Source organism: Pedobacter alpinus (genome assembly GCF_042684645.1).
GTDB classification, from domain to species: Bacteria; Bacteroidota; Bacteroidia; order Sphingobacteriales; family Sphingobacteriaceae; genus Pseudopedobacter; species Pseudopedobacter alpinus.
The window spans coordinates 41,086-56,687 of record NZ_JBHULV010000053.1; the positions used below are offsets into that span (position 1 = coordinate 41,086).

A 15,602-nucleotide genomic window follows, 5' to 3' on the forward strand; every position below is an offset into this window, starting at 1 on the left:
AAGGAATGAAAACATCCCATTTAGGGATTCTTGAATGCAATTAAAAAACAATAGATAAGGAATGAAAAAAGGATTATTAATTTTAACAGTTGCGGCATTAGGATTTGCAGCTTGTAACGGAGGATTTAAAAAAGGCCCTGCTGGTTTACTTTACAGTATACATGACGATGTAAAAGGCGATTCAATCGCTGATGGCGATTTTATTAGCTTAAATATTGTAGCTAAAACGGATGGAGATTCTGTATTATACAACTCTTATGAGTTAGGTAGAGCGTCTCAAACTTTTGTACCAAAACCAGTTTACGATGGTGATTTGTTTTACGCAATTAAAATGTTAAACAAAGGTGATAGTGCAACAATTAAAATTGATTTAGATTCTGCCGAAGCAAAAGGACAACCTAAACCAGCTGGAATTAAAGGTAAATATGTGATTTACACCGTTAAAATTGAAGAAGTAATTCACAAAGACACTGCTAACCAACAAGCTTTCCAAAGCAAAATTGAAGCTTATTTTAAAGCCGAAGGCGATAAAGCTAAAGGTGCAGAAGTAACTAACATACAAAAGTACGTTGATGACAATAAATTGAAAGCAGAAAAATTGCCTTCAGGTTTACAAGTTGTTACTACTATTGAAGGTAAAGGTGTACAACCTGTTGTTGGAGATAGCGTAGTAGTTAATTACACTGGTAAATTATTATCAGGTAAGGTATTTGACAGTAGCGTTGAAGCTGATGCTAAAAAAGCTAACATTTTTAACCCAGCAAGAGCACCTTATACTCCACTAAGTTTAATTATTGGTAAAGGAAATGTTATCCCTGGTTTTGACGAAGGTGTTTTAAAAATGAAAAAAGGTGGTAAAGCAACAGTTCTTATCCCTTCTAACTTAGCTTACGGTGAGCAAGGTATGCAAGGTGGAATGATTGGTCCGTTTACACCATTAGTTTTTGAACTAGAATTAGTAGATGTAATTAAAACAAACGCAGCTACTCCTCCACCAGCACCAGTTGCACCATAACAATTAGAGTTTACATATAAAGCAGAACCCTTTCATTAATTTGGAAGGGTTTTGTTGTTTTAAGAGATTGTTAAGTTTTGTTTAGTGTTAACTTAGAAAAATTTATTTTATTGTTATGATATTAAATCAAGAATAAAAATCTTTAAATTTAAACCTTAATTATAATTGGATATGAAAAAATTTATACTCGGATTAATATTTCTTTTTTCTGTAGGAGCAATTAACGGTCAAGATTTACCTGTCTCTGGTTTTGCTAAAAAGAAAGCCGCCGACAAAGCAAAAAAAACATCTAAACGGAATCAAAGCCTAAAATACAATATTCCGATGTATGGATTTATATCTTCAAGATTGAGTAAAATGAACCCTAATAAGACTATTTTCTTTACTCCGGTAACTTCTCATCCTAATTTATTAATAGATTTAAGAAAGACGTTTTATTATCAAAATTTTGGTTTTGATACATTTCCAAAACCTATAGTGTTTCTAAGACCTCCAATAAGTTGGTAGTTATTTTTTAAAATCTGTTATAATTTTCTCTATTAAAACATCTAACAAATTCACGACGGAGAACGTTACAAAATGGGCATTTTCATTATCTCCAAATCGGTACGTGTTGCCATAAATAAAAATAAAACTTTTTTTAGAATTATTATTTAACGCTGGATTGAGTCCTGAATTTTCTAAATAGATTTAAGTGTTCGCTATAAAAGCGAACACTTAAACCAGTAAGCGAATTACTTATTCCATTTTCGAAAATGAAGTTCCAGAAATCAATGAATCTATTGCTATATTATCTTTATTAAATAATTTACTCACGATATTAACATGATACTTCCCTTCGTTAAGAAAAGCATCGGGTACTCTTATTGTATTATTAACTATTTTAAACCCTCTAACTTCTTTATTATTAATCTGTATATTAAGCTTCAAACTTGCTTTTGGTGGAGTAGCAACTGTAATAAATAAATCCTTTATATTTTTATATTTATTCTGATACTGTAAAATCTCGGTAGAATCTGTCAGTATATCAAATGAAAAGATATTTAAACTAACCAATAGACTTCCTTCATCAGGCTTAACATCATTGGAAGGAGTGTAATCACATCCATAAAATGGAGTTTGTGTTATATCAAATACGTTGTAACCAATCAATTTTCCATCTTCGGAGTAAAAAACAACCTCACCATATCGCTTGCCATTCTTCCAGTTAGAGACATGTTCAATATTTCCATTTTCAAAATATTTAATTGTCTTTCCGTTAGCTCTACCCTCATGGAAATTCATTTTGGTTTTAACTTTTCCATTTTCAAAATAATACACAACCAAACCTTCAACCTTTCCGTTTTCAAGATTTCCTTTAAAAACTAATTTACCATTTGTAAAATTTAAAATTTCACCATCTTCTTTATAAGTAGACGTTGTTCCAGTTTTATTAAACAGAGTAAAATACATTTTTTGGATGTTAGGCTTTTGATTTAATAATATTATAATTAATCCAATAAAACCAACTATATATAAGTAAAATCTAATTTTCATGACTTACTTTCTTAAAAATTATAAAATTCAATTTCCATAAATAGTAACTGGAGAAGCTTACCCCAATTATTAAAGTTATTCCCATTTCTTCTTCCTGCTTCTTCATAAATACCTTATCTTTTCGGACAAGATCAACGTGATGGCCGATTACTTTCATTCTATGAGTGTAATCAACATTTTCCAGTACATGAGTCTTTACAATTGACGCACCTTGCTCATTTAAGTGTTCCGATAGAATCACTTAAATGGCTTATGAAAACCGAGGACTCTGTCCGAAATGTTAGAGTATCCTTTCAATTCACAACTATTTCAATAGCCTTATGCTTAATTTATTAAATATAAACATAAAAACTAAATCCCAACAAAATGAAAAAAAACCTCCAAAACAAAAAAATCCCCGATTTAAAAAACCGAGGATTTTGATATCTATAATAATTTATAAGATTATAATTTACGCTTAACTTCTACTTGTTCATAAGCTTCAACAATGTCACCTACCTGAATATCGTTGTAACCTTTAATGTTCAAACCACACTCGTAACCTCTATTAACTTCTTTAACATCATCTTTGAAACGTTTAAGAGATTCTAGCTCGCCTGTGTAAACAACCACGCCTTCACGTATAATTCTGATTTTACTATTTCTGTTAATAGTACCATCTAACACCATACAACCAGCAATGGTTCCAACTTTAGTGATTTTGAAAGTCTCTCTAATTTCTACGTTAGCAATAATTTTCTCTTCAAATTCTGGTGCCAACATACCTTCCATTGCCGCTTTAATCTCGTCAATAGCTTTGTATATAATAGAGTATAACCTTACGTCAATCTCTTCTGTTTCGGCTAATTTACGAGCACCTGCTGATGGACGTACTTGGAAACCAATAATAATGGCATCTGAAGCTGTAGCTAACAATACATCTGATTCTGAAATTGGACCAACTGCTTTGTGAACAATTTTAACCTGAATTTCTTCTGTAGATAATTTTTGTAATGAATCTGATAATGCTTCAACAGAACCATCCACGTCACCTTTAATAATGATGTTAAGCTCTTTAAAGTTACCAATAGCCAAACGACGACCAATTTCATCCAAGGTAATATGTTTCTGCGTACGTAAACCTTGTTCTCTTTGTAACTGTAAACGTTTGTTCGCAATTTCTCTTGCTTCTGGCTCACTTTCTACTCCGTTAAAACGATCACCTGCTTGTGGTGCACCTGCAAAGCCTAAAACCTGTACTGGTTGTGCTGGCCCTACTTGTTCAACCCTTGCACCTCTTTCATTATATAAAGCTTTTACTCTACCACTGTATGAACCAGCAAGTATAGGATCTCCTACTTTTAATGTTCCGGCTTCAACTAAAACAGTAGCAACATAACCTCTACCTTTATCTAATTGTGCTTCAATTACAGTACCAACAGCTCTTTTATTTGGATTAGCTTTTAGCTCTAATAATTCTGCTTCAAGCAATACTTTTTCTAATAATTTATCGATGTTTAAACCAGATTTAGCAGAAATTTCTTGAGTTTGGTATTTACCACCCCACTCTTCAACCAATATGTTCATTGCCGATAATTGCTCACGAATTTTGTCAGGATTTGCTCCTGGTTTATCCATTTTATTGAAAGCAAATACCATTGGTAAGTTAGCTGCCAAAGCGTGATTAATTGCTTCTGTAGTTTGTGGCATCACGGTATCATCTGCTGCAATTACAATAATTGCAACGTCTGTTACTTTAGCACCACGGGCTCTCATTGCTGTAAAGGCTTCGTGACCAGGAGTATCCAAGAATGTAATACTCTTATCGCCATCTACCATTACTTCGTAAGCTCCAATATGCTGTGTAATACCTCCGGCTTCACCAGAAATCACATTTGCTTTACGTACAAAATCTAACAAAGATGTTTTACCATGATCTACGTGACCCATTACCGTAACAATTGGAGAACGTGAAATCATATCAGCTTCTTCATCCGTCTCTTCTAAGTTTATCTCTTCTTCCTCTGCACCAACAAATTGAATTTCATATCCAAATTCGTCAGCAACAATAGTTAAAGTTTCAGCATCTAACCTCTGGTTAATAGATACAAATAAACCTAAGCTCATACAAGTTGCTATAACTTCGGTTACAGAAACCTCCATCATGGTTGCTAATTCATTTGCTGTAACAAATTCTGTTGTTTTCAACAATTTAGCGTCCATTTCTTCTGCTGCTAATCTTTCTTCAGTGTTAGCTGCAACATCATCACGTTTTTGTCTTCTTAATTTGGAACGCTGAGCAAATTTTCCAGATTTTCCGGCACCACTTAATCTGGCAAGTGTTGCCTTAATTTGATCTTGAATTTCTTTTTCAGTTGGTTCTGCTTTTGGAGGTACTGGTTGGCCTCTTTTATGTGGAGGTCTTCCGCCTTTATCACCGCCAGTATTTGGATTTGCATTTCTATTATTAGGATGATTTCCACCTGCACCACCTGAATTTGGACCACCTGCTCTATGAGGATGGTTACCACCTTGGTTTGGGTTTGGTGTGCCAGTCCCTGGTTGATTTGGTCTTCCTACTCCACTACCACCAGTTCCGCCAACTGTTGGCTTACGCTTACGTTTGCGTTTATTATCAGCAGTATTTGGATTTGATGAAGATGCAACTGGTTGATCTTTTTTCCTATTAACAGGAAGTTCAATTCTACCAATTACTTTAGGGCCCGTAAGTTGTTTTGCTTTTGCTCTAATTACATCGTCATCTTCTTCTGGTGCCGATGTAGGATTAGGAGCAGCAGCTTCTACAGGTTTCAGTTGAGGAGGTAAAGGTGCTTCCTTCACTTCCAATTTTATATTTTCAGCAGGTTTTAACGCCTCAGTAGGGGGTTCAACTTTAGGAACTTCTAACTTTGGTGTTTCTGCAATTACTTTTGCTTCTTCTTTAACCTCTTTTAGTGGCTCTTCTTTTAAGGTTTCTTCCATAGGTGCTTTAGGTGTTTCAACCTCAGCAACTTTAGGCTCTTCCTTTTTTTGTTCAACTATCGGTGCTTTTGGAGTTTCAACAACAGGTGCTTCTTTAGCTTTTTTATCAGGACGAGTTCTTGAATTTAGGCTATCCAAATCAATTTTACCTACAATTTTAACCCCAGGAGTTGTTGTTTCTGGCGCACTTGTAGTTTCCTTAACCGGATTAGCTGCGGGAATTTCTGGAATACTTTCAATTTTTGGAGCAGGCGCAGCAAAACCAGTATTTTTAATTAAAATCTCTTCTGGTTCTTCTCTATTATTATTCACCGGACTTGTAATAACATCATTGGTTTCAATAACGGTATTTGCGTCTTCGCGACGAATTTTCCCGATAACGATGCTTTTTGCCTCTTCCTTAAGTATTTTATCTCCTTGATACTCTTTCAAAAGTGTACTGTACATATCGTTGGTCAGCTTAGTATTTGGCCTAGCTTCTACTGAAAAGCCTTTACCATTTAAAAAATCAGCTATTGTGCCCAAACCAATATTTAGTTCTTTCGCAACTTTTAATATTCCTAAATTTTTGTCTTCTGACATTTATTGTTCTCTTTCTTACCTATTATTAAAACAAAAGTACGTTTAGTTAATCAAAACCGCAATTATTCGAACTCAGAACGTAAAATTCCTAGAACTTCTTCTACTGTTTCTTCTTCTAAATCGGTACGTTTCACTAATTCTGTAACTGTTAAAGCAATTACACTCTTAGCAGTATCTAAACCTATCTTCTTAAATTCGTCAATTATCCAACCCTCAATTTCATCTGAGAATTCTTCTAAATCAACATCTTCTTCTTCTTCATTTGATTCTCTGTACACATCAATTTCATAACCGGTCAATTTTCCTGCCAGTTTAATGTTGTGTCCACCACGTCCAATAGCTAATGAAACTTGGTCTGGTTTTAAATAAACCGCAGCCCTCATTGTTTCATCATCTAATTTAATAGAAGTGATTTTTGCTGGAGATAATGCTCTTTGTATATACAAAGAAATATTGCTAGTAAAATTTATTACATCAATATTTTCATTTCTTAATTCTCTTACAATACCATGTATTCTAGAACCTTTCATACCAACGCAAGCGCCAACTGGGTCAATTCTATCATCATAAGATTCTACCGCTACTTTTGCCCTTTCACCTGGCTCACGCACTATATTTTTGATTGTAATTAAACCATCAAAAATTTCTGGCACTTCTAACTCAAATAAGCGTTGCAAAAATTCTGGTGCTGTACGCGAAATAATAATACGAGGATTGCTATTTAGCATTTCTACTTTATAAACAACCGCTCTAACAGAATCTCCCTTTTTGAAATAATCAGCAGGAATTTGTTCTGTTTTTGGCAAAATCAATTCGTTACCTTCATCATCAAGTACTAAAGTTTCTTTTTTCCAAACTTGATAAACTTCGCCTGTTACAATTTCACCTACTCTATCTTTGTAATTTTTGAAAATTTCGTCTTTTTCTAATTCTAAAATTTTAGAAACCAAAGTTTGACGGGCAGCTAAGATCGCTCTTCTTCCAAAGCTCTCTAAGGTAATTTGCTCAATAAAATCGTCACCAACTTCTAAATCTGGGTCTATTTTATGAACCTCTAATAACTCAATTTCTAAATCATCATCTTCAGAAAAACCATCTTCCATTACAGTTCTAGTTCTCCAAATCTCTAAATCCCCGTTATCTGGATTCACAATTATATCGCAATTTTCATCAGTTCCAAATCGCTTGCGCAACATACTGCGAAAAACTTCTTCCAGTACACTAATTACTGTTGGCCTGTCAATATTCTTGAAGTCTTTAAACTCCTGAAATGAATCGATTAAATTAATACTGCTCATTTTTTATCATTGATATTTTTCTAAAATAATGCTTTACTTGAATGATACTCCTACTTTTATTTCGGAAATTTCATTTTTATTAATACTTCTTTCTGCTTGTTTTGCTTTTTTTCCTTTTTCTTTAACCACTTCCATAATGGTTATTTCTTCTGCTGATGCCGAAATTAAATTACCTTCGGTATTTTTACCATCGTTAAACTTTATTTCTATTAACCTACCAACATTTTTTTGCAACTGACGGTCTGTTTTTAACGGGATGTCTAGTCCTGGAGATCCTACTTCTAAAGTGTACGCACTATCAATAATGTTTTCTTCTTCTAAATGAAAACCAACATGCCTGCTTACTGCGGCGCAATCATGAATACCAACTCCGTTATCTCCATCTAAAAGGATAATAACTTTTAGGTTATTCACTACTTTCAACTCTACTATAAAAAGATCAGGCCTGTCTGCTATTTTTTCTTCTACCAGATCCCTAACTCTCTTTTCTATATTCATTCTGCTGTTTTTTATTAAATAGAAAGAGGGGACTATCGCCCCCTCTTTCGAATCAATGCAAATGTAGCAAAAATTTATTTAATTTCAAGATATAGCTTAAAATAAACATAGATTATAAAACCTAATTATTTGATTTTTAATATTTAAGATATAAAACTAAAAAAATTTAGCATTAATAACTAAAATGAAATTTGTAATTACCTGAGGTGAAAGTACAATAGTGATAAAAACACCTGATAGTGCGCCGTAAAAATGTGCTTCATGATTGATGCCATCATTAGCTTTACGGCCAGCGTAAGACGTATAAATTATAAATAAAAAGCCATAAACCACTGCCCATATTGGGAAAGGGATGGGTAAAATTAGTAACGTTGTAAAAGGTGAATATAAAATAAATGAAAAAAGTACCGCACAAACAGCACCCGATGCCCCCAAACTGTAATAGCCATAATTGTTTTTATGTTTAAAAACGGTTGGCAAATCACTCAATATTAATGCAACAATATATAGTACTCCAAATTGCCAGTGGCCTATTGTGCGTTCTAAATCAAAAGCAAAAAAATAGTACGACAACATATTGAAAATTAAATGCTGCCAATCTTTATGTATAAAACCACTGCTAATTAATTGAAATATGTTTTTTCCTTTACTTACACTGTATGGATGTAACATTAATTTGCCAAAAAGTGATTGATCATAAAAAGCAAATACACTAGTAGCTATAGTGAAAATAAAGATGATTACCGAAACAGGCGTTTCGTTTAATATTTGAAACATTTATAAAGATTTAATTGTGTTCTGAAGGTTTTTGGAAAGACTTGCGAAAATCAAATCGTAAGAATGATTGATGAGTTCTAATAATAAAGATTCTGATAAGCTTTGGTTGTAATAAACGGTGTTCCAATGTTTTTTATTCATGTGGTAACCAGGGATAATTTCAGGGTATTGTTCTCTTAAAGAAACGGCTTTTTCTGGGTCGCATTTAACATTAAAACTTTGTGGATTGTTTAAACCCGCTAAAAGGAAAATTTTCTCTCCTACTTTAAAAACCAAAGTATCGTCACCAAAAGGTGTACTTTCTGTTACTCCAGGCTTGCTTAAGCAATAAAATCTTAAACTTTCTATATTCACGGTTTATTTGAAATATAAACCAGTTGGCCCAAATAAATATTTTAGTGAAATGCCATAGCTTGTATAAACATCTTTAGCATTGTTCTGAAAACCAACTGAAGCGTCATCTGCAAAGCCATCAAGATCATCTGATGAAGTAAATACCATTTTATAATTAAAACCAATTACAAACTTAACTTCTTGGTAGGCGTTATATAGATTTAAATTATAGCCTACACTAAGTGGCAGAGAAATAACACTACTAAATTCACTTTTACCTAAGTCATTGGCATGCATTCTTCTTGGATATGGATCGGGATCTGAAACTAATTTTGTTGCGTCGTAAGGCAAAACATTATTTTTACCACTAATAAATCCAATACCAAAACCAGCATTAACATTCCGTATAGCATATAAAAATGGGCTGTAAGAAAAATCTATAAATTGCCCAACAGCTACATTACCTCTAATTTCTATCGAAGAAAAATCAGAAATAAATGCTCTATTATGCTTATCTGGACCATCTTTAAGTTGTACTTGATTGTATTCTATTCCACCAATAATGAACGGGGTGAAATAATAATCTAAAGAACCGCCAATTACTTTTGATTTATTTGTTGTAATGCCTTTTTTAGCATTAAAACCTGCTAAACCTGGTAAATCGCTTATTCCAAATGTAAGCCCAGTGTATGCCGCTGTTATTACACCGTTTATACCTACTCCTATTCTACTAAAGTTAGCTTGCGAATAAACTTTTACAGACGTAAAAAGTAATAGTGCTATGATTAATTTTTTCAAATTATTATTATCTAATGTAAAATGATGGAGTTTTTAACCTTATCTTTTACTTTATTTGTCTTTCAAAGATTTTGGCATAAAAATATTTTAAATAATCCGATAATCAAAATTCTATTTCAATGAATATTAATTATACTGTTACAGAACGTTTTACAAAGTATGTAAAATTTGATACTCAATCAAATTACGAATCAAAAACAAACCCTTCTACTGCTAAACAAAAAATATTTTCGGCCGAATTAGTAAAAGAATTGCTAAATATAGGAATAAATGATGCGTTTTTGGATGAGTTTGGATACGTGATAGCTACTATACCTTCAAATACAGAAAAAAATGTACCCATAATTTGCTTTTGCTCTCATGTTGATACTTCACCAGATTGTAGCGGCGAAAATGTTAAACCAATAATTCATTATAATTACCAAGGCCAAGATTTAGTTTTACCTGATGATATTAACGTGGTTTTAAAATTAAGCGAACACCCAGATTTAAAACATCAGATTGGGAATGATATCATTACCGCAAGTGGAACTACTTTATTGGGTGCAGATAATAAGGCTGGAGTTGCAGAGATTATGGATGCTGCAAACTTTTTTATGCAAAACCCAGAGGTTAAGCATGGCACTATTAAAATACTTTTTACCCCAGATGAAGAAATTGGCCGTGGTGTTGACCATTTAGATATTAAAAAACTAGGAGCCGATTTTGGTTATACCATTGATGGTGAAACTTTAGGATCTTATGAGGATGAAACATTTTCTGCTGATGGGATGCAAATGTTAATTAAAGGAGTAAGTGCGCACCCGGGATTTGCAAAAGGAAAGATGGAAAGTGCTATAAAAATAGCTTCAGAAATTATTGCTGCTTTGCCAAATGATAGAATTACACCAGAAAGTACAGCAGGAAGAGAAGGTTTTATTCATCCTGTTGGAATTAGCGGACAAGTGGAAGAAGCCCAAGTTGATTTTATTATTAGAGATTTTGATGATGATAAATTACTGAAACACGAGGATGAGCTGAAAGAAATTGCTTTGAAAGTAATGCTAAACTATCCGAATTCTAGTATTGAGTTTAAAGTACAAGAGCAATACAGAAACATGAAAAAAGTAATTGCTAAACACCCTAAAGTTAGTGAATATGCTTTAAAAGCAATTGAAAGAGCTGGAGTGGTGCAAAAAAAACAAAGTATTAGAGGCGGAACTGATGGTTCTAGGCTATCTTTTATGGGCTTACCTTGCCCAAATATTTTTGCCGGCGAACATGCTTTTCATAGTAAACAAGAATGGGTTTCTGTACAAGATATGCAAGCTGCAGTGAGAACAATTATTAATTTAGCGATGATTTGGGAGGAAGAGGCTTAATGATTTTTTTGAAAACTAAGTTTTTTTGAATACTGAGTTTTTTTACCACAAAGCGCACAAAGATTTATTTATATTTTTTTACCGCAGAGAGCGCCTAGTTCACAGAGTTGGGTGGTTAACTGATTGTTTTTGAAAAAAAAAGTGTTTTAGAGTAATCAGTTATTTGTGAGTTAAAAAACGAAATACCTAAGTTACTAAACCCGGTTGTAGTGGATACCAGCCTTGTGATTAAGGCTGAGTTGTGGCTGGTGTTTTTGGGTGCAGTATGAGCGAAAGACGGGACTAACGCTTGTAAGTTTGCGAAAATCCCGCCTTTTTCTAAATATTATCTCTTTAAAATTATATATCCTTTATTGGTTTTCTTCTCTCCGTTTTGGGTGGTAAAAATGAGGTAATAATAAACCCCATCTACTAAATCTTTATTGGAATTTGTGAGTATGCCAACATTAGCCACTCCTCTGAAAGAATTACCTGTATTGTCATAACCTTTTGTTCTATAAACTTCATTTCCCCATCTGTTAAAAATCACTACTTCGTTGTCAGGATATTTAGAGATATTATAAATCACAAATGTTTCGTTTCCATTACCATCTCCGTTTGGGGAAAACATTGGATCTGGATTTATATCGGGATTTTCTGTTGGTGCTATCGGTTTGGTTTCTGGGTAAACATCTGTAATAGCTATTGTAGATCCAGTTCCTATTAAAACAAAATTAGGTTGTGTTGTGCTACTCACATTAGAAACCACGGTTTCTCCATTATCTTTTATATCATCTAATAAAGCTTGGACTACAAAATATTGAGTGCTTTTAGTTTGATTAGCCGGAATGGTTATAGAAGTGAAATTTTGACTTAATTTATAATCTTTATTGAGCGTAGCTGTACCATTAATTGCTATAAAAACAGTTATATCTTCAACCAAAGACTCAGTTAATACGGCAGTCACATGTATGGTATCCCCTTCTCTAATGAGGGCTTCTTTTGGAATCAAGTTAACTGTAACCTGAGGTTGAACAACTAAAGTTACCATTGCATTGTCGCATAAACCGGATGGATCGCATGCTCTATAATTGAAAGTATCTATGCCTTTAAAAGTTGGGTTTGGCTGATAGGTAAAAGTTCCGTTTGTATTAAAAATTAGAGTCCCGTTTTGTGGTTGTGTTAAAGCTGTAAACAGTAATATATCACCATCAGGGTCAACATCATTTTCGGTTACTTTTTGGTTAATAGAAGCTCCGCGTTGTAAAGAAAACTTATCATCTAACGCAATTGGCGAGTCATTTACAGGACTGATAATAATGGTTGCCACAGCTTGATCGCATAAACCTCGTGGGTCGCAAACTTGATAAGTAAAAGTAACAGTTCCGTTAAAATCTTTTAAAGGGATATAGTTAAAAGTACCATCAGTATTAAATGTTAAAGTTCCGTTTAAAGGTTGATCCACCAATGTATAGTTTAAAACCTGATTTTCCGGATCATTATCATTTGGCGCAACCGAACCATTAACTGGCGCATCTTCTAAAGTATTAAAATTATCATTTTGTGCAATTGGCGGATCATTTACCTCTTCCACAACTATAGTTACTTGTGCGAAATTTGAACTTAATTTACCATCGGTAACTTCGTAAATAAAATACTCTGTCCCAAAAAAGTTTTTGTTTGGGGTATAAGTAAATGATCCATTATCGTTTAATGTAACTGTTCCGTTTTTAGTTCTAAAAAACGATTTCGTTCCGTTCACTGTTCCTGCTTGTCCTTCGGGATCTTTTGCAGAACTTAAAGAAATTTTTAAATCGTCATCATCGGGATCAATATCATTTATTATTACTCCTGGTGTATTGATAATAATTGGAGTATCTTCTCTGGTTCTATAATTATCATTATCTGCACTTGGCGCACAGTTACCTGGCAAAACTTCTCCAAATAATTGTACCGAACAATTATTTGCATCAATAACTGTAACAGTATATTTCCCTAAACTTATATTAATTAAAGAACTATTAGCTCCTCTATCGGTATTATTCCAAATGAAACGGTAAGGGGCAGTGCCACCAGTAACTTTAGTAAAAATTGCACCATCTGGAGAGTATTTACAGGTTGTATTTTTTATGGTGAGTTGCGCTGTTAATTTTTGTGGCTGAGTGATGGTTATTGTTTTAACAATTGAGCATCCATAAGCATCTGTTGCTGTATAAGTATAATTACCAGCTGTTAAATTTGTAATTGAGTTTCCGATTAAACCATTATTCCATTTAACTGTGTAAGGAGTTTGGCCGCCACTTAATTGAAGAGAAATACTGCCAATGTTTTCTTCAAAACATTTGATTTGTTGTATTTCTTCTTGAATAGAAAATAGTTTCGATGGTAAAATTTCGACTTGTATTGAAGTTGAACAATTGTTTTTATCGGTAACAACCAAGGTGTAAATTCCGGCAGGTAAATTACTGAGATCTTTTGTAGTTGCTCCGTTACTCCAATTATAGGTATAAGGTAAAACTCCACCAGATACACTAATTTTAATTTGTCCTTTATTATCTGTGTAGCAGATGTTGTTTTGATGCGTTTCTGTGATTGATAAAGGTTGACTTGGTTCTGTAATAGTTAGTGTTTTTGTCGTGATGCAATCATTCGCATCTTTTACCGTAAATGTATAAACTCCTGCTGGTAAGTTTGTAAATGTGTTTCCGATTTGAAAGTTAACTCCATCTTTGCTGTATTGGTAAATTCCTGTGCCACCTTTTGACGTTAAACTAACCGTTGATGTTTCTCCTTTGCACTTGATTGCTGTGTTGTTTGTTGCTAGAGTTAGTTGTGTTGGTTCAGTTATCGTTAAGGTTTTCGACATGAAGCAATCATTCGCATCTTTTACCGTAAATGTATAAACTCCTGCTGGTAAGTTTGTAAATGTGTTTCCGATTTGAAAGTTAACTCCATCTTTGCTGTATTGGTAAATTCCTGTGCCGCCTGTTGATGTTAGTGTAACCGTTGATGTTTCGCCGAAGCATTTGATAGCGGTGTTGCTTGTTGCTAGAGTTATTTTATCTGGTTCTGCAATGGTTAAGGTTTTTGTCGTGATACAGTCATTCGCATCTTTTACCGTAAATGTATAATCTCCAGCGGTTAGGTTGGCAAATGTGTTGTTTGATTGAAAAGTCGTTCCGTCTTTGCTGTATTGGTAGTTTGCTGTTCCTCCAGTTGATGTTAGTGTAACCGTTGAGGTTTCACCTTTGCATTTGATCGCGGTGTTGTTGGTTGATAAAGTTAATAATGCGGGTTCTGTAATGTTGATCGGGAAAGTTTTGATGCAGTTGTTTTCGTCTTTTACCGTAAATGTATAATTGCCTGCTGTTAGGTTTGCAAATGTATTGTTCGCAAGGAATGTTGTGCCGTCTAAACTGAATTGAAGGTTTCCTGTTCCGCCGTTGGCTGTTAAAGTTACAGTGGATGTTTCGCCGTTACATAAAATTGGCGTGTTCGCTCCTGATAATGTTAATAATGCGGGTTCTGTAATATTGATCGGGAAAGTTTTGATGCAGTTGTTTTCGTCTTTTACAGTGAAAGTGTAATTGCCTGCAACTAGGTTGGCGAATGTATTGCTTGCTTGGAATGTTGTGCCGTCTAAGCTGTATTGAAGATTTTCGGTGCCGCCTGTCCCTGTTAAAGTTACTGTGGAGGTTTCTCCATGACATAAAATTGGCGTATTCGCTCCTGTTAAAGTTAATAAAGTCGGTTCTATAATGTTGATTGGAAAAGTTTTGATGCAATTGTTTTCGTCTTTTACCGTAAATGTATAATTGCCTGCTGTTAGGTTTGCAAATGTATTGTTCGCAAGGAATGTTGTGCCATCTAAGCTGTATTGAAGGTTTCCTGTTCCGCCTGTTGAGGTTAAGGTTACAGTGGATAAATCACCATGACATAAAATTGGCGTGTTTGCTCCTGATAAAGTTAATAAGGCTGGTTCTGTTAGGTTAATTGGGAAAGTTTTGATGCAATTGTTTTCGTCTTTTACAGTGAATGTATAAGTGCCTGCAACTAGGTTTGCAAATGTGTCACTCGCTTGGAATGTTGTTCCGTCTTTGCTGAATTGTTTTATTCCTGTCCCACCGTTGGCTGTTAAAGTTACGGTAGAAGTTTCTCCGTTGCATAAAATTGGCGTGTTTGCTCCTGATAATGTTAATAATGCGGGTTCTGTAATATTGATCGGGAAAGTTTTGATGCAGTTGTTTTCGTCTTTTACCGTAAATGTATAATTGCCTGCTGTTAGGTTTGCGAATGTGTTGTTCGCAAGGAATGTTGTGCCGTCTAAGCTGTATTGAAGGTTTCCTGTTCCGCCTGTTGAGGTTAAGGTTACAGTGGAGGTTTCACCAAAGCATTTGATAGTTGTGTTGCTTATTGCTAATGTTAGTGGTGTTGGTTCTGTTATCGTTAAGGTTTTCGTCGTGA

At 34.1% G+C, this 15,602-nt stretch carries 11 protein-coding genes; 3 read left to right on the plus strand and 8 right to left on the minus strand.

Translation table 11 applies throughout. The annotated features are described in order from the left end of the window. Positions 1–61 precede the first annotated feature (61 nt). Positions 62–1,015 (plus strand): FKBP-type peptidyl-prolyl cis-trans isomerase, encoded by a 954-nt coding sequence (locus ACFSSE_RS16965; protein ID WP_379044276.1) that lies wholly within the window; start codon positions 62–64, stop codon positions 1,013–1,015. Positions 1,016–1,186: 171 nt separating this feature from the next. Then, entirely contained in the window at positions 1,187–1,522 is a 336-nt protein-coding gene (locus tag ACFSSE_RS16970) for a hypothetical protein (RefSeq protein ID WP_379044273.1), read from the plus strand. Positions 1,523–1,753: 231 nt separating this feature from the next. Here ACFSSE_RS16970 and ACFSSE_RS16975 read toward each other — a convergent pair whose 3' ends face one another. The 7 genes from ACFSSE_RS16975 to ACFSSE_RS17005 all read right to left on the minus strand — a co-directional run bounded on the left by ACFSSE_RS16975 (position 1,754) and on the right by ACFSSE_RS17005 (position 9,798). Continuing rightward, a complete protein-coding gene (locus tag ACFSSE_RS16975; protein ID WP_379044270.1) occupies positions 1,754–2,551 on the minus strand; it encodes a toxin-antitoxin system YwqK family antitoxin in 798 nt (265 codons plus the stop codon). Between the two features lie 444 nt (positions 2,552–2,995). Next, positions 2,996–6,094: a translation initiation factor IF-2 gene (gene infB, locus ACFSSE_RS16980; protein WP_379044267.1), complete on the minus strand. Its 3,099-nt coding sequence runs from the start codon at positions 6,092–6,094 to the stop codon at positions 2,996–2,998. 62 nt (positions 6,095–6,156) lie between these two features. After that, a complete protein-coding gene (nusA, locus tag ACFSSE_RS16985; RefSeq protein ID WP_379044264.1) occupies positions 6,157–7,392 on the minus strand; it encodes a transcription termination factor NusA in 1,236 nt (411 codons plus the stop codon). 33 nt (positions 7,393–7,425) lie between these two features. Then, the gene (locus ACFSSE_RS16990; RefSeq protein ID WP_379044261.1) at positions 7,426–7,890 is read right to left on the minus strand and encodes a ribosome maturation factor RimP; all 465 of its coding nucleotides are present in this window, start codon (positions 7,888–7,890) and stop codon (positions 7,426–7,428) included. A 156-nt stretch (positions 7,891–8,046) separates the two neighbouring features. After that, positions 8,047–8,667: a rhomboid family intramembrane serine protease gene (locus ACFSSE_RS16995; protein WP_379044258.1), complete on the minus strand. Its 621-nt coding sequence runs from the start codon at positions 8,665–8,667 to the stop codon at positions 8,047–8,049. Beyond that, a complete protein-coding gene (locus ACFSSE_RS17000) occupies positions 8,668–9,021 on the minus strand; it encodes an MmcQ/YjbR family DNA-binding protein (protein WP_379044255.1) in 354 nt (117 codons plus the stop codon). Positions 9,022–9,024: 3 nt separating this feature from the next. After that, positions 9,025–9,798, minus strand: coding sequence for a hypothetical protein (locus ACFSSE_RS17005; RefSeq protein WP_379044252.1), 774 nt, complete (start codon positions 9,796–9,798; stop codon positions 9,025–9,027). 119 nt (positions 9,799–9,917) lie between these two features. On the opposite strand from ACFSSE_RS17005, the gene pepT reads away from it, so the two are divergent. Continuing rightward, entirely contained in the window at positions 9,918–11,159 is a 1,242-nt protein-coding gene (gene pepT / locus ACFSSE_RS17010) for a peptidase T (RefSeq protein WP_379044249.1), read from the plus strand. A 325-nt stretch (positions 11,160–11,484) separates the two neighbouring features. Here pepT and ACFSSE_RS17015 read toward each other — a convergent pair. Continuing rightward, a partial coding sequence (locus ACFSSE_RS17015) for an Ig-like domain-containing protein (RefSeq protein WP_379101040.1) occupies positions 11,485–15,602 on the minus strand: 4,118 nt, incomplete at its 5' end.

Bases quoted from the DNA above. Each gene is read 5' to 3' on its own strand.
- ACFSSE_RS16970 (WP_379044273.1), top strand. From the start codon at position 1,187: ATGAAAAAATTTATACTCGGATTAATATTTCTTTTTTCTGTAGGAGCA.
- infB (WP_379044267.1), bottom strand. From the start codon at position 6,094: ATGTCAGAAGACAAAAATTTAGGAATATTAAAAGTTGCGAAAGAACTA.
- ACFSSE_RS16965 (WP_379044276.1), top strand. From the start codon at position 62: ATGAAAAAAGGATTATTAATTTTAACAGTTGCGGCATTAGGATTTGCA.
- ACFSSE_RS16995 (WP_379044258.1), bottom strand. From the start codon at position 8,667: ATGTTTCAAATATTAAACGAAACGCCTGTTTCGGTAATCATCTTTATT.
- pepT (WP_379044249.1), top strand. From the start codon at position 9,918: ATGAATATTAATTATACTGTTACAGAACGTTTTACAAAGTATGTAAAA.
- ACFSSE_RS16975 (WP_379044270.1), bottom strand. From the start codon at position 2,551: ATGAAAATTAGATTTTACTTATATATAGTTGGTTTTATTGGATTAATT.
- ACFSSE_RS16990 (WP_379044261.1), bottom strand. From the start codon at position 7,890: ATGAATATAGAAAAGAGAGTTAGGGATCTGGTAGAAGAAAAAATAGCA.
- nusA (WP_379044264.1), bottom strand. From the start codon at position 7,392: ATGAGCAGTATTAATTTAATCGATTCATTTCAGGAGTTTAAAGACTTC.